Raw genomic sequence first — 22861 nt, forward strand, 5'->3', positions numbered from 1 at the left:
ACGGTCGGCACCCACCGTCCGCCCTCTGGTGGGTGCCGACCATGCCCTGCCTGTGGTGGGTGCCGACCGTTGGTCGGCACACCCTGCAGGCCCCCGCTAGCCACGGCCGGGGCCCATCCACGCTAGAATTACCCCCTTATCGAGTCCCCCAAGCCGCATATGAGCCACTTCGAAGGCGATCTTCGCACTCCCGAATCGGCGCGCTTCGCCATCCTGGCCAGCCGCTGGAACGCCCGCATCACCGATACGCTGGTCGCTGGCGCCCGCCAGAGCCTGGCCGGCAACGGCATCACCGAAGCCAACATCGACGTGATCCGCGTGCCGGGTGCCTGGGAGCTGCCGCTGGTGGCCGCGCGCCTGGCTGCCGCCCATGAACACGCCGCCATCCTCACTCTGGGCTGCGTGATCCGTGGCGATACCCGCCACTATGAACACGTGGCCGACCGCTGCGCCGAGGGCCTGATGCGCGTGCAGCTGGACTTCGGCGTGCCGGTGCTGAACGGCGTGCTGGCGGTGGAACGCGTTGAAGACGCCGAGGCCCGCGCAGGCGGCAGCCACGGCAACAAGGGCGAGGAAGTCGCACTCGCCGCATTGGAAATGGTCAATCTTCTGGAGCAGCTGCCATGAACAAGAACACCCAGGGCAAGCCCTCCGGTAAACCCGTCCGCCGCGATGGCGTCGATCCGGTGCTGCGCTCGCGCGCCCGCCGTCGTGCCGTGCAGGCCATCTACGCCTGGCAGATCTCCGGCGGCAACGCCCAGTCGCTGATCGCCCAGTTCGCCCACGAGCAGGCCCGCGAAATCGCCGACCTGGCGTACTTCGAGGCGCTGCTGCACGGCGTGCTCGACAACCGTCGCGACATCGACGAAGCGCTCGGCCCGTACCTGGACCGTGGCATCGAAGAAGTGGACGCGATCGAACGCGCGGTGCTGCGCCTGGCCGCCTACGAGCTGCGTTACCGCCTGGACGTGCCATACCGCGTGGTGATCAACGAAGCCATCGAATCGGCCAAGCGTTTCGGTTCCGAACACGGCCACACCTACGTCAACGGCGTGCTGGATCGTGCCGCCGTGGAATGGCGCAAGGTCGAATCGGGTCACTGACCCGGTTCTGCTCGTCCTGGACGGGCCGTGACCTGCTGGGTCGATACCGGCCCTGACTCCGCTTCTGGTGGGTGTCAACCCTGGTTGGCACCGATGCCCGATATCGCCGCCACCCCCACGGGAACGCCCCATGTCCCTGGCTGAATTCGCCCTCATCGACCGCATCCGCGCCCGCACCGTCGAGCGCGACGACATCGTGCTCGGTATTGGTGATGACGCTGCACTGCTGCAGCCGCGCCCGAACGAACAGCTGGTGGTCACTGCCGATACGCTCAACAGCGGCGTGCACTTCCCGGCCGAAACGCCGGCGTTCGATATCGGCTGGAAGACGCTGGCCGTGAATCTCTCCGACCTCGCCGCGATGGGCGCGCGCCCGGCGTGGTGCACGCTGGCGCTGTCGTTGCCGGAAGCCAGCGAAGACTGGATCGAGGCCTTCGCCGACGGTTTCTTCGCACTGGCCGACCAGCACGACATCGCCCTGATTGGTGGCGACACCACGCGTGGCCCGCTGTCGCTGTCGGTCACCGCGATGGGTCAGGTCTCACGCGGCCAGGCGCTGCGTCGTGATCGCGCACAGATTGGCGATGACATCTGGGTCAGCGGCACCCTCGGCGACGCCGCCGGTGCACTGCGCCTGTGGCAGCAGGGTGCGCTGAACGTGGCCACCGCCACCCTGCTGGCCGACTACGAAAGCCTGCGCCTGCGCCTGCTGCGGCCGACCCCGCGCGTCACCCTGGGCCTGCGCCTGCGTGCGTTCGCGCACGCGGCGGTGGACGTGTCCGATGGCCTGCTGGCCGACCTGGGCCACATCGCCACGCGCAGCGCGGTGGCCGCGCATGTCGATGCTGATCTGCTGCCGATCTCGAATGCGTTGCGTGAGTTGCTTGGGCGCGAAACCGCCCGCGAATGCGCACTGCGGGGTGGCGACGACTACGAACTGTGCTTCACGGCAGCTGCCGACCAGCGCGACGCGCTGCATTACCTCGCCGAATCGCTGGATGTGCCGCTGACCCGTATCGGCCGCATTGCCGAAGGGCAGGGCGTGCACGTGGATGGCGAAGCCGCCGGCGGCGGCTACCAGCACTTCGCCGGTTGAGGGTGCGGGCTCAAGCCTGCTGCGCGGCAACCTGACGTTCGATGCCAGCCGCGATCAACGCGATGGCCTCAATGACGGTTGCCTTCGACGTCGCATCTGTCGCACCGCTGCTGCGCAAGGCCTGCTCGGCCTGCTGGCAGCTGCGCGCCGCCTGGGGCTCTCCCAGAAATACCAGCGCGCCGGCGAAACTGTGCAACTGATCGATCATGGCCGGTGCATCGGCACTGTCCAGCGCCTGGGTCAACGCCGTGTAGTCGCGGTGCGCGGTCTGCAGGAACGCCTCGCGCATCTGCCGCTGAACCGCCTCGCTCACCACCGGAGGTAAGGGTGGCTGTGCCGAGCGATCGAGGTCGAATCCATGCAGCGCGGCCTCCAGCGACGGCAGGTCGAGCGGCTTCAGCAGCAGTGTGGACATACCGGCCTCGCGTACGCGCTGCGCGTCCTCGGGCATCGCATTGGCGGTGAGTGCGACGATGGGGATGGAGGGGTCATCCGCACGCAGTTTCCGGGCCAGCCCGTATCCGTCCAGGTGCGGCATGTTCAGATCAGTCAGCACGATGTCGAACCGGCCCGCGCGCCAGCGGTGCCACGCCTCCTCGCCGTCGGCCGCGAGGGTGACCTGCCAACCCAGCGCATGCAGTTGCCCCAGCGTCACGTCACGGCTGATCACGCTGTCATCCACCAGCAAGGCGTGGCCACGCGGGGAATGCGCGCGCTCTACAGGCGCTGGCCGTGGCGGCGTGCCTGCCACGGCGGTGGTCCGGCGTGCTGGAATGTCCAGGCGGAAAACGCTGCCGGTGCCCGGGGTGCTGCGCACGCCAAGGGTGCCGCCGAGCAGTTCGGCGAAGCGTTGGCACAAGGCCAGCCCCAGGCCGCTGCCGCCGTGCTGCCGTGCCGAGCCGGCACCGACCTGCACGAACGGTTTGAACAACACGGCCTGTGCTTCGGCATCGATGCCCGGGCCGGTATCGCGCACCTCCACGTGCAGCCACTCGCTGCCATCGGGCTGCACCGAGGCATCAATGCTGACCGCAACCGTTCCCGATGCCGTGAACTTCACCGCGTTGCCCACCAGGTTGTTGATCACCTGCGCCACGCGGCCTGCGTCGGCCACATAGGCCGGCCCCAGCGCATCGCCGGTGTGCAGCTCCAGGCGCAGGCCTTTTGCGCTGGCCTGTGGCTCGAACAGTGTCGCGGTCTGCTGCAGCAACGCACGCGGATCGAAAGGCGCCGGTTCCAGCGTCATCAGCCCGGCTTCGATACGGGAAAGATCCAGGGTGTCGTTCACCAGCCCCTGCAGCACATCGGCGGCGCTGCGCGCGCGCGTGACATGCGCGTGCGCCGCCGCCGGCATGGTCTGGCGGGCAAGCAGTTCAAGGTGGCCGAGCACGCCGCTCAAAGGGGTACGTATTTCATGGCTGATCATTGCCACGAAGGCGGTCTTGGCCTGGTCCGCGGCCTCGGCATCGTGCTGGGCCTGTTCGGCATGACGCCGTGCATCCAGCAGGCGCTGCTGGGTTTCGGTCTGTGCGGTCACATCGGTCACCGCGCAGACCCAGATCGCCCGCCGCTGGTAGCGCGCGGCGGCCACAATGGATTGCAGGTAGCGCGATGGACCGTGCTCATCCGCGGACGGCGCCTCGAACAGCTGCCCGTGTACCTGGCCGTCAACGCGTTGCACCAGGCGGCCGACCAGTGCGTCCAACAGGTTGCCGGTGGTGTCGCCGATCAGCTGCTCCAGTGCCTGGTTGTGCAGGATCAACTGCCCGCTCTGCTGGTCGAGCAGGCACAGGCCGACCGGCGACGTTTCGATCAGCGTGCGGCTCAACGCTTCGCTTTCATGCACCCGTGCGGCTTCTTCCAGCGCCGGCCGCAGCACGCGCCGGTCCACCAGCAGCAACAGCGTCCACAGCGCGGCCAGCAGGGCGGTCAGGGCCAGCCCGCCCCCGAGCAGATAGGTCTGCTGCGCCGTCCAGATGTCGGTCCAGCGGTAGAGCCGCAGCAGCGTCCAGTCGATGCCCTGCAAGGGTGCGGACATCACGAAGGCACGGCCGGCAGGCAGTGCCAACAGCGTAGGCCGGGGCGATGGCGCGGCGCGCAGCGCAGGCCCGGAAATCGCAGCGTCCGCAGCACTGCGCAGAACATCGTTTCCCTGCCGGTCCAGCACCACCCACGTCCCCGGGCTGGCCTCCTCCAACCGCTCGCGCAGGCCTTGAAGCGGTTCAAACGTCAGCCGGTTGATGAAGGGGGTGCCATTGCTGCGCAGGCGCATCTGGGTGACCAGTGCATCCTCGCCGGTGAACGGATTGCGGCCGAAGTAGGCGCGCAGCCGGCCACTGTCCAGTTGAAGCTCGGAGTCCGCACCCGCTGACTGCCAGCCGGCATCGGCGGTCTGTGCCAGCGCGGCCAGTGCCTGTTCACGGGTAGGCACCTTCATGAGTTGCAGCAGCTGCGCTTCATCATGCAGCCCGGCGATCGCAAACAGGCGCCCTTCCGGTTCGAAGGCGAAGGAGATCAAGGAAGTGGGCGAATCCTGCGCCGCGACGGTGGCGGCCATGTACGCCGAATAGGTCTGCACCATGCCCAGGTACGCCGCCTCCGCCTGTGGCGGAAGACGGCCCTCGCGCGGGGACAGCGCCAGCCAGGGGACGGACAGGGCGCCGGGTGCCACCACGCCGGCCTGGCCATCCTGTGCTGAAAAGCGGGCAGCAACAGGCAGGCCACCGGCCACCAGTGCGGTTTGCTGGGTAGCCCACAGCATGGCGTTGGTGTTCAAGCTGGCCACGTAGGCCCGCCTGCGCTCGCCAATGTAGCGATCCACCGTCTGCTGGCCGCGCTGCAGCGCCTCGCGCTCGTTGAGGTGCACCGTTTCCAGCCGCAGCCACAGCGCCGCGCAGCCGGCGGCCAGGAGAAGCAGGGTCAAGATGGCACCGCCACCGAACAGCAGCCGGCGCTGCAAGCCTTGCAGGGTGGCAAGCACGGAGCCCAGGGGTGACGCCATGGCGCGAACCTGCGAAGTGAGGCAGTGGCCTGCAGCGTGCCGCGCCGGCCTCTCTCAATGCAAGTCGTTGGCGGTGCGCAAGCGTAGGACGAGAAAGTCGCTGGTGCAGTCATCCTGCTGCATTTCCTGTAGATCCGAGCCCATGCTCGGCTCCGCAACGGCGCGGATCTACGCCGCCCGCAACTGCACATCCAAATACTCGGCCAGCCCACGGCAGGCCAGCAGCAATCCCTCACGCACCTCATCGCCCACCTGCTGACGCTCGTCGCCATCCACGCGCACACGCTCGATGGCATGCAGCAGTTCCAGCAGCAGTGTCAGCCCGGCGTTGGCGCGGTCGATGCGGGCCATCGCGATGCCCTGACCCTGATTGCGGCCTTTACAAGGCCAGGGTCGGCCATCGGCGGCTTCCACATGATGAATGCGCTGCAGACAGCCAAGCAGGATGGCGAAGAGGTAGGGATAGAGCGAAGAAGTCATGGCGGCGTCCTTGAGTGCGAAGCAAGGGGCCGCCCTCACGCTGGGCAAGGGCGGCGGACGGTGCGTGGTTGCAATACCGGTGGCAAAAACGCGAAACGCCGGCGGGCACGAAGCCCCCACGCACCGCCCGCCATAGATGCACGGACGGATTGCCTGCCGACGCCGCCCAACAAGGAAAGAGCGACGCCGACAGGCAAGCGTAAACAACGTCTTTGCCAAACGGGATTGCAAGCCCGTGCCACCCGTTGTCGGTGGCGCGCCATGATGTGCATGCAAGTGCTGCTATACCAATCAGAAAAGTTTCAATTTCGAAATCGTTGCGGATTTACGGCGCATACAATGCGCGAAACCAGGTGCGCACCGGCGTGGCAGTTGCGACATTTTCCGTAGAGCCGAGCCCATGCTCGGCTCACCGCGTTCTGATCGAAAAGCAGCCGAGCATGGCTCGGCGCTACAGAAGGCAGAATTCGGCGCCGGAACCGTCCGGCGCCGTGCGTGTTTCTACATCACCACTTGTAGGCGACACTCACATTCGCAGTTGCCTCGCGGTAACCATGGTCGCCGCGCATCACACCGAAGCCACCCCATGCGCTCAGGCCCGAACGGAATTCCAATCGAGCGCCCGCACTCAGTTCATAACGGTTGCGCGGAATGCCGGCCTTCAGCACTTCATCATCGAAGGCGATGCCGTTGCCGGCACCATCGCGGTACCAGTTTGCCGCCAGATACGGGCTGACCGAGGCGCCCGCTGCCGAGTGGCCTTCGCCCTGCAGGCGCAGGCCCATGCGCCCGGACAAGCCGCTGTCGCCCTGCGAGCGCACTACCGTGCCGTTGTTCTCGGTGTGCACATCGATGTTGGCATCGGTATAGACCAGCTGCAGTTCCGGCTGCACGCTCAGCGCGGTGCTGCCGATCGCACCAATGCCGATGCGGTAACCGGCCTCCAGCGACGACTGCCACAGATCCGAGTCGTAACGCTCCTCAGCCAAGCCTTCGCCCTGCACGCGGTTGCGGAACTGGCCGCGTTGCACGCTGGCATCCACATACAGCGCATCGCTGTTCCAGTTGCCATACACGCCGAGTGCACCACCGTCCACCTTGCCGCGTGCGCTGTAGCCGGTCAGCTGCGAACGCGAAGTGGCGCTGGACTGCGTGATGCTGCCCATCACGCCCACGCGACCACGGCCGTTATCGAACACACCAACGTCCGCACCCAGCTGCAGGCGCGAGCGGTCCACGCGCAGGTCCAGCTGGTCTTCCACGGCCGACAGCTTGCTCTGCTTGCCGTCCACGCGGGCCCAGCCACGCACGCCATCGTTGGCGGCCGTGCTGCCGCCGTGGCGGTCACGCCAGCCATGACGCAGCAGCTGGTCCACCGCGAACTGGTTGGCCAGGTAGGCGCCCGCTTCCGGGCGTAGCACCGGGGTAGGTGGCTCAATCGGGTCAATCGGGTCCACCGGATCGACGATCGGCTTGCACTGCGGCAGGGTCGGGTCGGCCAGGCACGGGTCCGGCGTGGTCGCCAGTTCCGAGCGCAGATACCAGCCGCCGCTGGTCGCATCCTTGAACAGGAAGTACTCGTACTGGCCGCCGACCGCGCGGCCCTGCAGGTCGAACTGCGCGTTGGACGCACCGCCCACACGGATCAGCTCGATGCCCTTGTCGGTTTTTGCACCGGCTCCGCCGGCATTGAGCACGCGCACGTTGGCCTGGCCGTGGGTATCGCCGGCAATGATCAGCTTGTCCGTGGCCGAGGTGTCGTCACCGAGATGCGTATTGAACGCCAGCGTGCCGCCGTTGCCGGTGAAGGTATCCATGCTGAGGGTATTGAAGCTGCTGCCATTACCCAGTGCCACGGTACCGGTGCTGCCCAGGGTGAGGTGGCTGACGTTGCTGTCGCCGGTCATCAGCCAGGTGCTGCCGGTGTCAATGGTGGTGCTGGTGACGTTGAAGAAACGGCCATCGATCTGGGCGTTGTTGCGCAGGATCACATCCAAAGTGCCGTTGGTCACTGTGGTGGGATCGAAGGTGACGTTGCCAATCAGGCGCGAATCATCGACCACGAAATCGACATCGGTGCGTGCACTGCCGTCGCCTCCATGATCTGACCGGACCAGAAGCAGATTGCCATCGCCCGATATCAGGATCGAGCCATTGGAGACGTTGATGTCGTAATTGTTGTCTGTCGACGGCATGACGTGGATGGCGGCACCCCGTCCGGACTGCAGTCTGGATGCATTGATGCCAAGTCGAATGGTATCCGGCGCTCCTCGGCCGCGATTGTTCCACAATAGCGCAGCGACGTTGCTCGCGTTGATGAGTGATCCGTTGCTGATATCCAGGCGCCCTTGCTGAAGACGCGCGCCGATACCGCTGTTCAGCGCGAAGCCGAAGGCAGGCGCGTCTTCGACCCAGACTGCGGCCGAATCGAGGACCGCCGTGGGTGCGCCTGTGTGTCCACTGACCAGGTCGATTCCGATTGAGCGCGTGCGTGTCGGGGTGTGATTATCCTTCATCACGTGAATGGAACTGCCGGGGCCCACTCGCAGTGATGTGTTATCCAGAAGCACCACTTCGCCATTGATTCTGCTGTTGATCGCATCGAGTGAGGCGCTTCCCTCTAGCTGTATCAATGGTGCTGCAATGGGGTTTGTCGAGACAAAGGCATTGCGCAATGAGATCTTCGAGGCCGCCGTTGCGCGCAAATGGCGGGTGTGACCGCCATTGACGATCAAGTGTGCGTCGTTGGTCACTTGCCAGTTCTCAACGTTGTCGCCCTCGACAATCTCCCGGGTGCCAGTGGCAAGACTCCCCGCGAGGGCGGGTGCGGTAGCAAATGCGGACATTGCCAGCAGCAGTCCGCTGGCAAGTACCCGGCGGGCGGGTATGGTGTTATGGGTGCTGCGAGGGTTCATGCACTTTTCCTTTTCGGGGTATGGGAAAAGGACATTGGCTGTTGCGTTCATGGCCCAATTGATGCCGCCCTTCAGGGCGACGACCACGCAGATGCTGGCGGCATAGCGGCCAATGTCCGAATCGGCCGCAAGTGTCGTTGCGCAACCTTCAACATTCCATGAGATTAGTTGCAAAAACCCGCTTCTATCGCACTGTTGGAGGTGCCAGCCTTGAAGATCTATAGCGAGCGATCATTTGTATGATTCCAGCGCAGCATCACGGCAAGTTGGCGGGCGGCGTGAATGCCTCGTATCGCCCACGAGTGAGCGCTTTCGCGTCGGTTCTACTCCTGGGTATCACCACTTGTAGGAAAGATTCAAATTTGCGGTCGCCTCGCGGTAACCATGGTCACCCCGCATCACACCGAAGCCACCCCATGCGCTCAGGCCCGAACGGAACTCCACACGCGCACCTGCGCTCAGCTCATAGCGGTTACGCGGAATGCCAGCCTTCAGCACCTCGTCATCGAAGGCGATGCCACTACCAGCGCGATCGCGGTACCAGTTTGCCGCCAGGTACGGGCTGACCGAGGCCCCCGCGGCCGAGCGCGATTCACCCTGCAGGCGCAGGCCGGCACGGCCGGACAAACCGCTGTTGCCCTGCGCACGTACCACGGTGCCGTTGGTTTCGGTATGCACGTCGGTCTTCGCGTCGGTGTAGACCAGTTGCAGCTCCGGCTGCAGGCTCAGCGCGGTGCCGCCGATCTGGCCGATGTCGAAGCGGTAACCGGCTTCCACCGACGACTGCCAGATGTCCGAGTCGTAGCGCTCCTCGGCCAGGCCCTCGCCCTGCACACGGTTGCGGAATTGGCCGCGCTGCACGCTGGCATCCACGTACATGGCGTCGTTGGCCCAGTTGCCGTACACGCCCAGCGCGCCACCTTCCACCTTGCCGCGTGCGCTGAAACCGGTCACGTCCGAGCGCGAGGTAGCACTGCTGCGCGCGGCGGTGCCCATCACGCCGACGCGGCCACGGCCGTCATCGAATACGCCGATGTCCCCACCCAGCTGCAGGCGCGAGCGGTCCACGCGCAGGTCGAGCTGGTCATCCACCGCACCCAGCTTGCTCTGGGTGGCGTCCACGCGGGCCCAGCCACGGATGCCATCCGCCGCCGCGGCGCTGCCCTGACGATCGCGGTAGTTGTGGCGCAGCATCTGGTCCAGCGCGAACTGGTTGGCCAGATAGGCGCCGGTCTCCGGGCGCAGGATCGGCGGCGGCGGGTCGATCGGATCGACCGGGTCCACCGGCTTGCACTCCGGCAGGGTCGGGTCGACCAGGCACGGATCCGGTGCACCACCCAGTTCCGAGCGCAGGTACCAGTTACCGTTGGCATCCTTCACCAGGAAGTACTCGTACTGACCGCCCACAGCGCGGCCAACCAGATCGAACTGCGCGTTGGACGCGCCGCCGATATCGATCAGCTCGATGCCGCGATCGGTCTTCGCACCGGCACCGCCGGCATTGAGCACGCGCACGTTAGCCTGGCCGTTGGCATCGCCGGCAATCACCAGCGTGTCGGTCAGCGAGGTGTCGTCGCCCAGCTGGGTGTTGAACAGCAGCGTGCCGCCGTTGCCGGTGAACTCATCCAGGCTGAGCGTGTTGAAGCTGCTGCCATTGCCCAGCGCGACGGTACCGCTCGCGCCCAGCGTGAGATGGCCGACGTTGCTGTCGCCGGTCATCAGCCAGGTGGCATCGCTGTCGATGCTGGCAGTGGTGACGTTGATGAAGCGGCCGTCGATCTGCGCCTTGTTGCGTAGGAAGACGTCCAGGCTGCCATCAACCGTTGCGGCATCGAAGCTGACATTGCCGATCAGGCGCGTGTCATCCACGTTGAAGAGCACATGGCTGGCCCCCGGCGTGCTGCTACCGGTAAGCGAGTCCACCTGCAGCAGATTGCCATTGCCCGCGATCAACTGTGCACCGTTTGCCACGGTGATCTCGAAGTCGGCAGCCTCGTCGGCGCCCACGCGGATCGCCGCGCCGCGCCCGGAGCGAATAGTGGAACCGTCAATACCCAGACGTAGCGTGTCGGGCGTATGGATCGAGCCGTACATCAACACCCCCACGTTGTCGGCGTCGATTTCCGAGCCATTGACGATGTCTACCCGGCCGTTTTCCATGCGCACGCCCAGACCACTGGACATATCGCTACCGCTTGTCGTGTCCTCCACGCGCACATGGGTGGAATCCAGAATGGACCAGGCGCCGGCCAAGGGAATGCCGCCGGGGGTGCTGCCCAGCGTCAGGCCGATGCTGAGTGGATTGCTTGGCAGCAGGCCGTCGGCAGCGGTGACAAGAATGCGGCTGCCGATCAGGTGCGCCGACGAGGAGCCCTGGACCAAGATGCCGCCGCCACGCAACGTGCTGCGTTCCGACTGCAGGCTCGCCGTGCCATCCAGCTCGACAGCACGCTGGTAGGAGCCGCTGCGGTTGATGGTGGCATCTGACATGTACACGAGTGAATCAACCGCACGGATGCTGTTGGTCTGCCCACCGACCACTGTCAACACCGCGTTGTTGCGCAGTGTCCACTCTTCAATCGGGTCGCCGTTGTCGACCAACCCAACGGTACCGTCCAGATCACCGGCCCAGGCGCCGGCCAGCGGCAGCATGCAGAGTGCGAGGACGATTCCACGCGCCAGCGGGCGTTGATGAGGATGAGCAGTGCGGGTGCGATGACGGTTCATGGTCTTGTCCTTTCTGGGAAAGAGTCGACACAGGGAGTCGTTCAGGTGCTCGTTCACGGATGTGGCCTTTTCGACCTGTTCGCGTGAAGCGCGCGTGATGAGCCTAACCAGGCAACCTGTGTCTTGATCGGCACGAATTCTGGCCGCGGGCACGGCGCCGGCCCATGCAATTAGTTGCAAAGCGCTGGCCGTCTGGACGATCGGGTCGGCCGATGTTCAGCACAGTGAATCCGGTCCATATTTGGGCGCGACAGGACGACGCAGCGGCTGCGGTATGCAACCAATTCGATAGGCGCCATTGCGGCCGCTTCCTACGGTATGGGCCCTTCCATTGGAGCGTCCCCCGCATGCGTCGTGTACTTCCCCGCTCCCATCTGCTTGCCGTGGGGTTGTCCGCCGCCTGGCGTCGTCGGCCGCCATGGCACAGCAGGTCATCGCCGATGGCGACGAACAGAACCCGGCTGCGGGCGATTACCACACCACTGACCCGGTGGAGCCGGGCAATCCGGGTGGGCATGCGTTCCTTGCCATCAACGGTGGCAGCCTCATTCCAACGGGACCGGTCAATTTGATTACCGAAGGGCTGCGTGCTGCCGCTGCACGCGCCGAGGGTGCCGGAAGTCGTATCGAACTGCAGGCGGGTAGCGTCTTGACCTCCGGCTATGGTGCTGCCGGCCTTTCCGCCGCCAATGGCGGCCAGGTTCACGCCAGCGGAACGCATATCGAAACGCGCGGCACGGCAGCGTCGGGGGCGGAAGCGCTGTCCGGTGCGCTGTCACTGGACAACGTGCGGATCACTACCCGTGGCGGGTTGGCCCATGGCGTCAGCGTGCAGCAGGGGCAGGCAGTAGTGCGCGACAGCGCGATCGAGATTCTTGGCGACCAGTCCAATGGGTTGGACGTGCGTGATGGAACACTGCTGGCCGAACGTCTGCAGATCGCTGTGGCGGGGGCAGGTCATGGGGTGTGGGCGCAGGGTGGCAGCGATGTCACCCTGCGCTCGGCGCGGATAGATGGCAGCGGCGCCGGTGCATCGGGCGTGCTGGTGGGGCTGGGCAGCAAGGTGGTGTTGGAAGATGTCGACATCGATCTGACCCACGAGCGCTCCGGAATGGGATTGTTCGTCGGCGGTGAGCTTGAGATGCGTGGAGGCAGCGTGCATGCACGTGGCGACAACGCCACCGCGGTCAGCTTCGCCACCGGTGGCGGCGGCGTGCTGCGCCTGGATGGGGTGGAGCTGTCCGGTCACTTCGGCATCCATATGACCGAAGGCGCGGACCTCACCCTGCACGGCAGCCGGCTCGACAGCGTATCGATCGGCATCGACATGAACCAGCGCGATGTGGTTGCGCGTGTGACCGATTCGTTCATCACTACTCGCAATGGCGTTGGCATTCGAGTGACGAATGGCGATCTGGTAGTCGACGGATCGACCATTACGGCCAATGGCACCTATTGGCAGGCGATATCGGTGCTGGGAGGTACCGCGCAGGTTACCGGCAGCCGATTGCGGACCCTTGGCCAGAATGGTCATGGGTTGTATGCCGAAGGCGGTGTATCTGCTGCACCACTAGCGAACGGCAACATGATCGATATTCTTACCGAAGGCGACGGCGCCATTGGTGCGATCGCCCGCCTTGGCGGCACCGTACACCTTGCCGACAGCGTGGTGCGCACCACCGGCATCAATTCATACGGTGTGTTGTCGGGGGGCAGGGGCGAAATGACGCTGGCCAACACCCATGTGCGCACTGAAGGCGAAGGTGCCTGGGCGGCGGTGATCAACGACAACGGCCAGATGAGCATCGACGGCGGCTCGCTGGTGAGTGCGCAGCACGGTGGCATCTGGTTGCGCAGCAGCCGTGATCCAGTGCTGACGTTGAGTAACGGTGTGGTGGTGTCCGGTGGCAACGGCATCGGCCTGGCACTGGATGCTGCCGTGGCCGGACGCTTCGACGTGGCGCTGGACGGTGGCTCGCAACTGCACGGCGATATCGTCATCACGCCCGACGACGAAGACGCCGGGCTGGTGCCGCAGTCCGAGGTGCATGTGCGTCTGGCGGATGGTGCGCTGTGGCAGGGGGCTTCCGATCTGGTGCAGACGCTTGCGCTTGAAAGCGGCAGCCAATGGACGTTGACCGGCGATGCGACCGTGGGCGAGTTGCAGGCGCGCGACAGCGTGGTGGCGTTGTCCGATGGCAGCGGCCGCTTCAATACGCTCACGGTGGAGGGTGACCTGCACAGCGAGGGCGCCACCTTCCTGTTCCAGGGCGCGCTGGCTGGCGATGATTCGGCCATCGACCGCCTGCACGTGCGCGGTGATACTTCTGGTGATGCCCTGATTGCGGTGAGGAACATCGGCGGTGTGGGGGCGCCCACTGTGGATGGCATCCAGCTGATCGAAGTGGACGGCACATCGCTAGCCAGCTATACGCTGACCGGGCGTGCGGTGGGCGGTTCGTACGAGTACTTCCTGTTCCAGGGCGGTCTGGCCGATCCCACCGATGGCCATTGGTACCTGCGCTCGCAGTGGTTTGATGTCTGCGAGGACGACCCGGCAGCGCCGGGCTGCGTGGTGAACCCAGGCCCGGGTCCGGATCCGGGTGAGGGCGGTGAAGGCGGGGGCGGCGGCGGAATCGTCGATCCGATCCGGCCGCCGCCGGTGCTGCGCCCGGAAGCCGGTGCCTATCTGGCGAACCAGTCCGCCGCAGTGAACATGTTCGCGCACCGGATGCATGATCGCACCGGCACCCTAACGGGTGAGCGCACTGCCTGGGCACGCGTAGGTCGTGGCAATGCGGACTTCACTGCGGTGGGTGGCCAGCTGCCGGTGGATGGCAATACGTCGGTGCTGCAGATCGGCAGTGACCTGCTGCAAAATGGCAATGCCACGTTCGGTGTGATGCTGGGCAATGGCCGTGCTGACAATCGTGTCGCCTCGGATCTGACCGGCTACACCGCCACCGGCCGCGTGCGTGGTACCGCCGTGGGTGTGTACGGCACCTGGATGCAGGATGCGGAAGGCACCGGCGGTGCCTATGTGGATGCGACCATGCAGTTCGGCCGCTTCGACAACCGTGTGCAGGGTATCGGTCTGGAGCCGGAGCACTATGATGCGCGTGTGGCCACTGCGTCACTGGAAGTGGGCCATACCTTCAATGTGTGGCAGGGGGCTGGCAGTGCACTTTACGTGCAGCCGCAGCTGCAGCTGACGTATGCAGGCTATCGCGCGGATCGCCACGTGGAGAGCAATGGCACGGTTGTCGACCATGCGGATGCAGGTGGCCTGAGCGGGCGCCTGGGCGTGCGCGTGTTCGGTCATGGCACTGCGGGTGGCAACACCGTGCAGCCGTACCTGGGCATGAACTGGCTGCGCGGCAGCGGTACCAGCAGGTTGCAGTTCAACGATGACACGCTGGGCGCGGATGTGCCGCGCAATCGTTATGAAGTGCAGGCCGGTGCCGAGTTGAAGCTGGGCCAGCGCTGGGGCGCATGGGGCGGGCTGAGCGTACAGCGCGGTGAGCACGGCTACTGCAACGTGGGTGGCCAGGTGGGCGTGCGCATGGCCTGGTAAGCGGCAATGCCGGGGTCGGCACGCGGACCCCTGTAGAGCCGAGCCCACGCTCGGCTCACCGCGCGAAGCGCGGGTGCATCGTGATCTGAACGAAGAGCAGCCGAGCGTGGGCTCGGCTCTACAGGTGCACGCCTTGGTAGCGCCGGTTCATGCCCGGCCAGCATCACACCGGCGGCAGCACCTTGCCCGGGTTGAGAATGCCATCCGGGTCCAGCGCGGTCTTGATCGCGCGCATCGTCACCAGCGTGGCCGGGCTGAACGCCTGCGCCATGAAATCGCGCTTGGCCAGACCAATGCCATGCTCACCGGACAACGTGCCGCCCAGGGACAGCGTCAGTTCGAAGATCTTCGGCAGCGCGGCATGCGCGCGTGCGTTCTCGTCGGCATCGTCCGGGTGGTAAAGAATGTTGACGTGCAGGTTGCCGTTGCCGGCATGACCGAAGGTGACGATGGTCAGCGCGTACTCGCGTGCCAATGCCTGCACGCCAGCCACCAGTTCCGGAATGCGCGACACCGGTACCACCACGTCTTCATTGATCTTGCCGGGCGCGACGGTACGCAGTGCGGGCGACAAGGCCTTGCGTGCGGCCCATAGCTGGTCGCGCGCGCGGCCTTCCATCGCCACGTCCAGTTCGATCATGCCGTCGCCTTCGGCGGCGCTGGCCAGTGCCTGCAGCAGGTAGGGCAGGGTATCGTGGTCACCATCGGCTTCGACCAGCAGCATCGCGCCCGCCTCGGGTACCTCGGCACCATTGAGGCGCAGCAGCTCCAGGCTGCGGGCGTCCATGAATTCCAGGCGCGTGGGCACCACCGGCTGCGACATCAGGCGTGACACCGCAGCGGCCGCCGCATCGGCGTCGCGGTACAGCACGCGCAGGCCGGCCTGGCTGACCGGCAGTGGGGTCAGCTTGAGGGTGGCTTCCACGATCAGCGCCAGCGTGCCTTCGCTGCCCACCAGCAGGTGGGTGAGGTCGTAGCCTGTGGAGTCCTTGGTGTAGGCGCCACCGCAGCGGATCACCTCGCCGGTGCCAGTGACCGCGACCAGGCCCAGCACGTTGTCGCGGCTGGTGCCGTACTTCACCGCGCGCGGGCCACCGGCGTTGCAGGCCAGGTTGCCACCCACGCTGCAGATCTCCGCGCTGGATGGGTCCGGCGCCCAGAACAGGCCATGTGGCGCCAGCGCCTGCTGCAGCGTTCCATTGAGCACGCCGGGCTGCACCACGGCGCAGCGATCACCGGCACGGATCTCCACGATGCGGTCCATGCGGGTGAACGACAGCACGATGCTGCCCGGCAACGGCACGGCTGCACCGGTGGTGCCGGTGCCCGCGCCGCGCGCGACCAGCGCGACGTGATGTGCACGGCAGGCGCGCACCAGTGCCTGCACCTGTTCGACGCTGGCGGGCAGCGCGACGGCAGCGGGGCGCTGGTGGCGCCAGGAATTGTCCTGCGCGTTCGCCTCCAGCGCGTTGTCATCCATGCGCCAGCCCTCCGCTCCCAGCAGGGCAGACAGTTCGGCAATCAATGCGGCGGGCAGGGCAGTACTCATGACAGATCTCGTGGGGCAGCAGGAGCGGGTTGGATCAGTTTCCAGGCAACAACGGCGCTGGCCAGCGGCAGCCATACCCAGCGCAGTTCAGAGAACAGGGTGGCGATGCCGCGCGCGCTGAAGAACTGCGGCGCAAACGGTGAAACGCGGATCGGCCGCCACGGGGCGAAGAAGCGCTGTTCGCTCCACGGCCAGGCGAGGGCTACGCCGAGGCCACCGGAGGTCATTGCGTCGAGCAGGGGATGGCTGGCGGCGCAGATGAAGACGAACACCGCCGCCTGTACGGTGGACGCCAACGTTGGCCCTCGCTGGGTAGGTGCCAACCTTGGTTGGCACGAAACCGCCGACCAAGGTCGGCGACTACTGGAGCTGTGTGGTGCCGACCAAGGCCGGCCGCTACCAAAGAACGCCCACACCGCGGCCAACGCGGCCAGCACGCAGGCAATCAACAACGAATGGCTGGCACCGCGATGGCCGAACGCATCGGCATAGGGAATGTGCAGGGCAAAGGCCAGCACGTCGGCATCTGGCAGCATCGCGGCGACCACACCGGCAGCCAGCAGCCATGCCGGAATGCGGCCACGATCCGCGGCGCACCACAGCGCCAAAGGCACAGCGGCATGGGTGATGATCGAAGGCATCAGTCACGCACCATGGTCGTGCCGGCCAGGCTGCGCGCTGGTAGGTGCCAACCTTGGTTGGCACAGAAGCGCCGACCAAGGTCGGCCTCTACCAGAGCGGACGGTACCCATCAGCAATCATCCAGCCGGAACGCATCGCGCAGCCAGTTCAACTGCGGCGGTTCACCCGTGGCTTCCACCACATCGAAACGGCAGGGCGCATCGGCAAGCGCGGGATGGTCCTGCAGGTACAACAACGCGGCATGCGCCAGGCGTCGACACTTGCGCACATCCACTGAGGCCGCACCGCCACCGAAATCGGATCGCGCGCGGTAACGCACTTCCACGAACACCACGGTGCCGGCGTCGTCCATCACCAGGTCCAGTTCACCGCCGCGATAACGCACGTTGCGCGCACGCGGCTGCAGTCCGGCCTGTTGCAGATGCCGCTCGGCGGCGGCTTCCACCGCCGAGCCCCGTTGGCTGCGCTCAGCGACCACCGACGATCGGCATCGGCCGGCCGCCATTGAAGGTGGACCAGGCCGGCTGGCGCAGGATGTTGCCGTTGCTGTCCAGGAACAGGGTGCCGGTGGCGCCGTCCAGGCCGCCTTCGTTGGACAGCTTGTCCAGGTAGGCGGTGATCTTCCAGGCATCGGCGCCGAAGGCGAACAGGCGGCCGGCGGCACCGCGTGCGCTGGGCAGGGTGCTGGCGACCTGGCTGGCCGAGGGCAGGCCGGACACGCTGCGCACGTTCCAGGCTTCGTTCGGGTAGACGATGCCGTCCAGCGCCACGTCTTCTTCCACCTTGCCGCTGCCGACGGTCAGCTGCGAGGTGCCCACGCGGGTGGCGCCACCGGCACCGGCCAGCGCCAGCTGCGGCGCCAGCAGGCGGGCCTGCGGCGCGCGCACGGCGAGGAACACGGCATCGACCTGGCCGGCATTGCGCACCTGCCCGCCGACATCGCCAACCGCGTCGCTGACGCCGACGGTGGCCACCACCTGGCCACCACGCTGAGCGAAGCGCTGGGCGAAGGCGGCGGCGGCACGGCGGCCGGTATCGTCGGCGCTGTTGATCACCAACGCCTTGCCGCGCTCGCGGCCACGCAGGTATTCGGCAGCGACGATGCCGTCGTCTTCAGGTGCCAGCGAGAAGCCGGCGCTGCCGGCCGGCGGCGCGTCCTTGCCACGGTTCAGGGCCAGCACCGGCACCTGCAGCTGCTGGCGGCCATAGACCGCATCCACTTCGTCGCGGCCCAGCGGGCCGACCACGAAGTCGGCGCCGGAGGCGACGGCCTTGTCATAGGCGGCCAGCGCACCGGCCGGGGTACCGGCGGTGTCGATGAAGTTGATGTCCGGGCGGCGGCGGGTCTCGCCGTAGTACGCGGCCAGCAGGCCATCACGCACCGGCTGCGCGGCGGTGGCCAGGCGGCCGCTGAGCGGCAGCAGCACGGCCAGCTTGGCCGGCGGACGGTAGCCGTCGCTCATGGCCGGCGGGCGCTTGCTGGTATCGAACTGGGCGGCGCCATCGCGGTCGAACGGGCGCGGCAGCGGCAGGCCGCGCGCGATCAGTGCGCGGCCGGCGAAGTTGTACAGCGGGTCGTTGGCCGGCAGCGCGGCGGCACGGCTGCGCAGGGTGGCATCGTCAAGCGTACCGAGCAGACCGGCGATGGCGGCCTGGTTCTCGCTGCGTGCGCTGCCGGTCAGGCTGGCGTGGGCGCGGGCGCGCTCGGTGGCGGCACCGAAGGCATCGCCGGTGCCCTGCAGCGCGTTGGCGCGGGCTACGTGCCAGCGCGTGCGCAGCGCGGGGAAGACGTTGTCGCCCTGTTCCTTCAGCAGGGCCAGGGCCTGCGCCGGCTGCTTGTCGGCCAGTGCCAGCTCGGCGCCGGTCAGCTGGTAGCGCTGCAGGCTGGTGCCGGACAGCTGGCGGGCGGTGAGCTGGCCAAGCAGGCTGCGCGCGCGGGCACTGTCGCCGGCCAGGTGCCAGGCCCAGGCGGCATCGGCCAAGGCGTTGCTGCGGGCGCCACCTTTCAGGGTTGCGGCCAGCGCTTCCAGCTGCAGGGCGGCGTCGCGCGGTTTGCCTTGTTCGATCAGCGCCAGCGCCTGGCTCTGGGCCGGCGATTCGGGCGCGCTGGTCAGGCTGGTGGTGGCACAGCCGGCCAGCAGCATCAGCGACAGCGACAGGGCGGAGATCCGTGCGGCGGGCTTGTTCATGATCGGGTCCATGCGATGAGGGCAGCGGCCTTGGCCGGGTACACGCTACGATTCTACCCTTGCCCCGTGAGTACCGCTGAAATGAGTGTCCCAACCCTGTACGTCGTCGCCACCCCGATCGGCAATCTGGCCGATCTGAGCCCGCGCGCGCAGGAGGTGCTGCGTTCGGTGGCGGCCATCTGTGCCGAGGACACCCGCCGCAGCGGCCAGTTGCTGTCCCATTTCGGCATCCAGCAGCCGCTGGTGGCCCTGCATGAACACAATGAAGAGGCCCTGGCGCAGCGCTTGGTGTCGCGCCTGCAGGCCGGTGAGTCGCTGGCGCTGGTCAGCGATGCCGGCACCCCGCTGGTCAGTGACCCCGGTTTCCGCCTGGTGCGTGCCGCGCGCGCGGCCGGCATCAAGGTCAGCCCGATCCCGGGGGCCTGTGCCGCCATCGCCGCGCTGAGCGTAGCCGGCCTGCCCAGCGACCGCTTCAGCTTCGAAGGTTTCCTGCCGGCCAAGGCCAGCGGCCGCCGCGACCGGCTGCAGGCGCTGGCGGGTGAAGTGCGCACGATGGTGTTCTACGAATCCTCGCACCGCATCGCCGAGTCGCTGGCCGACATGGCCGCGATCTTCGGCGGCGAGCGCCCGGCGGTGCTGGCGCGCGAGCTGACCAAGCTGTTCGAGACCGTGCTCGATGGCGATCTGGCGGGGCTGCTGGCCAAAGTGGAAGCCGACGAGAACCAGCGCAAGGGCGAGTTCGTGGTGATGGTGCAGGGTGCCGGCGACGATGAGGAAGCGCAGTTGGCGCATGGCCGCCGTGTCTACGCCAAGTTGAGCGAGCATCTGCCGCCGTCGACCGCGGCGAAACTGGCTGCCGAGCTGACCGGCGCGCCGCGCAAGGCGTTGTACGGCAGTTGATGGATTGTGCGGACCAAGGTCCGCACCCATCAGAGCGGAGGTGGCAATAGATCCACGCCATGCGTGGATGGATGAACCGGATGCCGCGATCAGCACGGCAGGAAGGACGTGCGTAGGCTAGAATGTGCGCTGGCGGAGTCGGCCAGACAGTCGCGTCATCCCTTCGGGGGTGCCGAGGAAAGTCCGGGCTCCATAGGGCAAGGTGCCAGGTAACGCCTGGGCGGCGCAAGCCGACGGAAAGTGCAACAGAAAGATACCGCCTACGTCTTCTTCGGAAGGCCGGTAAGGGTGAAATGGTGCGGTAAGAGCGCACCGCGAGTCTGGTAACAGACCGGCACGGCAAACCCCACCTGGAGCAAGACCAAATAGGGATCCTTTGGCGCGGCCCGCGTTGGATCCGGGTAGGTTGCTTGAGCGTTGCGGTGACGTAACGCCTAGAGGAATGACTGTCCACGACAGAACCCGGCTTATCGGCCGGCTCCGCCTCTTTCTTACGGTAGGCCGAGCATGGCTCGGCTCTACAGTAGAGCCGAGCCATGCTCGGCTGCTCTCCGCCCAGATGCTTGGGATGTTGTTCAACCCGGCGTGCGGTACTGCCCGGCGGAAATGAACTGCTCGAACCGTTCGCACCACACCACTACGGTGGTGTAATCGTCCACGTTGACGCTTTCAGGCACGTCCACCAGGAAACGGTTGAAGGTCTTCACCTCGCCGATGCGCTGGGCCTGTGCCTTGATCTTCAGGAAATCGGCCTTGTTGTCGACGAAGTCGCGCACGAGGTAGACCTTGTAGTCCGGCCCCGGGCCCATCTTGCCGTCGAACGCGACCTGGCGCGGGCTGACGCTGACCTTGCCGTCGGCCCAGTGCACGGCGTCGCTGCCCTTGAGGTCGCGACGGAAAGTGGTGTGGTAACGGGCGTCGCCCATCGCCGCCTGTACCTGCGCGACCGGCGGGTCGTCGGGAGCGATCAGGATCGGCAGCAGGTAGATGCCAAGGCCGAAGCCCAGGCCGAGGGCGAGCAGGTGGGTGACGACAAGTACGAGAACACGGCGCATCGATGACTCCCTGTGGATCGGTGAGGCGCGCGGCAGAACCGCGCCGGGTCATCGTGTGGCGTGCGTGCAGACATTTATAGACACAGAAAACAGGTACAGGGTCAGAAATCGACCTGGCTCTGGCCGAGGGCGACACCCTGCGGGCCGAAGCGACGCTCGTGGATCTGCCCGTGCCCTTCGGCATCGATCAGCAGCACCGTGCTGGCGCGGGTGCCATAGTCGTCGCCGCGGATGAAGGCCGGGCTCAGCCAGCGCTCGCGTTCCAGTCCGATGCCGGTGTCGGGCAGGTCGCTGTCGGCGGGGCGATGTTCGTCCGCCAGGGCGGCCCAGAGCGGGGTCAGGTCCTCATCGCCGGCCTCGAACCAGGCTTCAAGCGCAGCCATCAGCCGCCGGGTCTTCGGCCAGGGCGCGTCCAGCGCGCCGTTGGACATGCCATGCACGCCCGGGCCCAGGCGCTGGCGCTCGGCAGGGTGGTTGCCCAGGAACTCCAGGCTGTGGCCGTCGGCCAGCAGCAGGTTGAATGGGGCGTAGGCGCCGGCCACCGTTGCCAGTCGGTCGATATGCACGGCGGCGGGGTCGCGGCCGCGCAGGAAGTCGGCCACCAGCGCACCCCGTGAAGGACCGGTCTGGGCGGCCAGCGGGTCGCGGACATTGGTGACCACGGCCATGCGTCCACCGGCACCGACGCCGGCCCAGCCGCCGCCGGAGCGCAGGTCGCGCCCCCCGATGACGGAGGTCTCATCTTGCCAGGGGGCCAGCGCCGCCGTCGGGCGGGCGTGGAACTCATCACGGTTGCCGGTCATCACCAGCCGCCAGCGCGGGTGGTGCATCCAGCCAAGAGCGAGCAGGCACATGGCCTCATTGTGCACGGTTTGCGCAGTCTGGCGCCGCTTTCTGCCCGTCCCGGATGAATGCGCGAGCGATGTTTCACGCTCTGTCCACACCCCTGAACTTCCGTTCAATCTCAAAAATTGAGACGGATCAGCAACTTGTGGATAAGCCTTGAACAATTCTCTAAAGGTTGTTGCAAGCCATTGATGCGGCTGGCGATTTCCCCGCTGAAAAGTTGTTGACAACCCTTCGGCCGCTGCTAAGGTGGACATCAGAGGGAAATCCGGGTGTTTTGTGGGTTTTCGTGGTTCAATGTTTCACCGGGCGAAGGATAGGTGCACGCGTCGTGTTCCAGGGCGAGACGGCCATCACAGTTGACGATAAAGGGCGCATGGCGGTTCCCACCGCTTACCGCGACCTCGTCGCGCGCGCCAGCAACAACCGTCTCGTGCTGACCTACAACCCGTTCGAAGCCGGCTGCCTGTGGCTGTATGCAGAGTCGGAATGGGAGCGGGTCCGCGACGACGTCATGTCCAAGCCCAACACCCAGCGCGTCGTGCGCCTGTTGCAGCAGAAGCTGGTCGGCTCGGCCGCCCATCTGGAGCTCGACGGCAACGGTCGCATCAGCATCCCCGCCAGCCACCGCGGTGCGGTGGGCATTGAGAAGAAGGCGGTATTGCTCGGTATGGGCGACAAGTTCGAATTGTGGAGCGAGCAGGCGCATCGGGCCCTGATCCAGCAGACGTTGTCTGACGAGGATCTGGGTGATGGGTTGCTCGACCTGAAGTTGTGAGCCGGG

At 66.4% G+C, this 22861-nt stretch carries 16 protein-coding genes and 1 other RNA gene; 7 read left to right on the forward strand and 10 right to left on the reverse strand.

Annotated features, from left to right (window positions below):
• The first annotated feature begins 159 nt into the window (after positions 1–159).
• From ribH to thiL, 3 genes are all read left to right on the forward strand, one after another.
• Positions 160–627 carry a 6,7-dimethyl-8-ribityllumazine synthase gene (gene ribH, locus ARC63_RS20055; protein WP_005408061.1) on the forward strand — a complete coding sequence of 156 codons (468 nt, stop codon included), beginning with the start codon at positions 160–162 and terminating at the stop codon, positions 625–627.
• A complete protein-coding gene (nusB, locus tag ARC63_RS20060; protein WP_005408062.1) occupies positions 624–1103 on the forward strand; it encodes a transcription antitermination factor NusB in 480 nt (159 codons plus the stop codon). Before ribH ends, nusB begins: the two co-directional genes overlap by 4 nt.
• Positions 1104–1233: 130 nt before the next feature.
• Positions 1234–2199, forward strand: a complete 966-nt coding sequence (thiL, locus tag ARC63_RS20065; RefSeq protein WP_057504223.1) for a thiamine-phosphate kinase — start codon at positions 1234–1236, stop codon at positions 2197–2199.
• A 10-nt stretch (positions 2200–2209) separates the two neighbouring features.
• Here thiL and ARC63_RS20070 read toward each other — a convergent pair whose 3' ends face one another.
• From ARC63_RS20070 to ARC63_RS20085, 4 genes are all read right to left on the reverse strand, one after another.
• Positions 2210–5200 (reverse strand): ATP-binding protein, encoded by a 2991-nt coding sequence (locus tag ARC63_RS20070; protein WP_057504224.1) that lies wholly within the window; start codon positions 5198–5200, stop codon positions 2210–2212.
• 168 nt (positions 5201–5368) lie between these two features.
• The gene (locus ARC63_RS20075) at positions 5369–5800 is read right to left on the reverse strand and encodes a hypothetical protein (protein WP_414615934.1); all 432 of its coding nucleotides are present in this window, start codon (positions 5798–5800) and stop codon (positions 5369–5371) included.
• 386 nt (positions 5801–6186) lie between these two features.
• Entirely contained in the window at positions 6187–7875 is a 1689-nt protein-coding gene (locus ARC63_RS20080; RefSeq protein WP_231298671.1) for an autotransporter family protein, read from the reverse strand.
• A 1056-nt stretch (positions 7876–8931) separates the two neighbouring features.
• Positions 8932–11322, reverse strand: a complete 2391-nt coding sequence (locus tag ARC63_RS20085; protein WP_057504226.1) for an autotransporter family protein — start codon at positions 11320–11322, stop codon at positions 8932–8934.
• A 418-nt stretch (positions 11323–11740) separates the two neighbouring features.
• Between ARC63_RS20085 and ARC63_RS20090 the strand changes: the two genes are divergently transcribed.
• A complete protein-coding gene (locus ARC63_RS20090; RefSeq protein WP_082587925.1) occupies positions 11741–14896 on the forward strand; it encodes an autotransporter family protein in 3156 nt (1051 codons plus the stop codon).
• 163 nt (positions 14897–15059) lie between these two features.
• On the opposite strand, the gene ARC63_RS20095 is transcribed toward ARC63_RS20090, so the two are convergent.
• The 4 genes from ARC63_RS20095 to ARC63_RS20110 form a co-directional block, all read right to left on the reverse strand.
• Positions 15060–16445: an FAD-binding oxidoreductase gene (locus tag ARC63_RS20095; protein WP_057504227.1), complete on the reverse strand. Its 1386-nt coding sequence runs from the start codon at positions 16443–16445 to the stop codon at positions 15060–15062.
• Positions 16442–17086 (reverse strand): metal-dependent hydrolase, encoded by a 645-nt coding sequence (locus ARC63_RS20100; protein WP_057504228.1) that lies wholly within the window; start codon positions 17084–17086, stop codon positions 16442–16444. Before ARC63_RS20100 ends, ARC63_RS20095 begins: the two co-directional genes overlap by 4 nt.
• 110 nt (positions 17087–17196) lie before the next feature.
• Positions 17197–17565 carry a YraN family protein gene (locus ARC63_RS20105; RefSeq protein ID WP_181299171.1) on the reverse strand — a complete coding sequence of 123 codons (369 nt, stop codon included), beginning with the start codon at positions 17563–17565 and terminating at the stop codon, positions 17197–17199.
• Positions 17555–19276: a penicillin-binding protein activator gene (locus ARC63_RS20110; RefSeq protein ID WP_057504230.1), complete on the reverse strand. Its 1722-nt coding sequence runs from the start codon at positions 19274–19276 to the stop codon at positions 17555–17557. Before ARC63_RS20110 ends, ARC63_RS20105 begins: the two co-directional genes overlap by 11 nt.
• Positions 19277–19357: 81 nt before the next feature.
• Between ARC63_RS20110 and rsmI the strand changes: the two genes are divergently transcribed.
• Positions 19358–20176 carry a 16S rRNA (cytidine(1402)-2'-O)-methyltransferase gene (rsmI, locus tag ARC63_RS20115; protein WP_005412235.1) on the forward strand — a complete coding sequence of 273 codons (819 nt, stop codon included), beginning with the start codon at positions 19358–19360 and terminating at the stop codon, positions 20174–20176.
• A gap of 134 nt (positions 20177–20310) precedes the next feature.
• Positions 20311–20662, forward strand: an RNA gene (gene rnpB, locus ARC63_RS20410) — RNase P RNA component class A.
• Positions 20663–20751: 89 nt separating this feature from the next.
• Here the strand turns inward: rnpB and ARC63_RS20120 are convergent.
• Positions 20752–21231: a DM13 domain-containing protein gene (locus tag ARC63_RS20120; protein ID WP_010481944.1), complete on the reverse strand. Its 480-nt coding sequence runs from the start codon at positions 21229–21231 to the stop codon at positions 20752–20754.
• 101 nt (positions 21232–21332) lie between these two features.
• The gene (locus ARC63_RS20125; protein WP_043397934.1) at positions 21333–22085 is read right to left on the reverse strand and encodes an NRDE family protein; all 753 of its coding nucleotides are present in this window, start codon (positions 22083–22085) and stop codon (positions 21333–21335) included.
• Between the two features lie 323 nt (positions 22086–22408).
• On the opposite strand from ARC63_RS20125, the gene mraZ reads away from it, so the two are divergent.
• The gene (mraZ, locus tag ARC63_RS20130; RefSeq protein ID WP_004143635.1) at positions 22409–22855 is read left to right on the forward strand and encodes a division/cell wall cluster transcriptional repressor MraZ; all 447 of its coding nucleotides are present in this window, start codon (positions 22409–22411) and stop codon (positions 22853–22855) included.
• The last annotated feature ends 6 nt before the right edge of the window (positions 22856–22861 follow it).

The sequence above is a fragment of the Stenotrophomonas geniculata ATCC 19374 = JCM 13324 genome, from assembly GCF_001431625.1.
GTDB lineage: Bacteria > Pseudomonadota > Gammaproteobacteria > Xanthomonadales > Xanthomonadaceae > Stenotrophomonas > Stenotrophomonas geniculata.

What these genes read in the sequence shown, in the direction of transcription:
- ARC63_RS20110 (WP_057504230.1), bottom strand. Translation starts at nt 19,276, where the DNA reads ATGAACAAGCCCGCCGCACGGATCTCCGCCCTGTCGCTGTCGCTGATG.
- ARC63_RS20080 (WP_231298671.1), bottom strand. Translation starts at nt 7,875, where the DNA reads ATGCCGTCGACAGACAACAATTACGACATCAACGTCTCCAATGGCTCG.
- thiL (WP_057504223.1), top strand. Translation starts at nt 1,234, where the DNA reads ATGTCCCTGGCTGAATTCGCCCTCATCGACCGCATCCGCGCCCGCACC.
- ARC63_RS20095 (WP_057504227.1), bottom strand. Translation starts at nt 16,445, where the DNA reads ATGAGTACTGCCCTGCCCGCCGCATTGATTGCCGAACTGTCTGCCCTG.
- ARC63_RS20120 (WP_010481944.1), bottom strand. Translation starts at nt 21,231, where the DNA reads ATGCGCCGTGTTCTCGTACTTGTCGTCACCCACCTGCTCGCCCTCGGC.
- nusB (WP_005408062.1), top strand. Translation starts at nt 624, where the DNA reads ATGAACAAGAACACCCAGGGCAAGCCCTCCGGTAAACCCGTCCGCCGC.
- ARC63_RS20070 (WP_057504224.1), bottom strand. Translation starts at nt 5,200, where the DNA reads ATGGCGTCACCCCTGGGCTCCGTGCTTGCCACCCTGCAAGGCTTGCAG.
- ribH (WP_005408061.1), top strand. Translation starts at nt 160, where the DNA reads ATGAGCCACTTCGAAGGCGATCTTCGCACTCCCGAATCGGCGCGCTTC.
- ARC63_RS20085 (WP_057504226.1), bottom strand. Translation starts at nt 11,322, where the DNA reads ATGAACCGTCATCGCACCCGCACTGCTCATCCTCATCAACGCCCGCTG.
- ARC63_RS20090 (WP_082587925.1), top strand. Translation starts at nt 11,741, where the DNA reads ATGGCACAGCAGGTCATCGCCGATGGCGACGAACAGAACCCGGCTGCG.
- rsmI (WP_005412235.1), top strand. Translation starts at nt 19,358, where the DNA reads ATGAGTGTCCCAACCCTGTACGTCGTCGCCACCCCGATCGGCAATCTG.
- ARC63_RS20125 (WP_043397934.1), bottom strand. Translation starts at nt 22,085, where the DNA reads ATGTGCCTGCTCGCTCTTGGCTGGATGCACCACCCGCGCTGGCGGCTG.
- ARC63_RS20100 (WP_057504228.1), bottom strand. Translation starts at nt 17,086, where the DNA reads ATGCCTTCGATCATCACCCATGCCGCTGTGCCTTTGGCGCTGTGGTGC.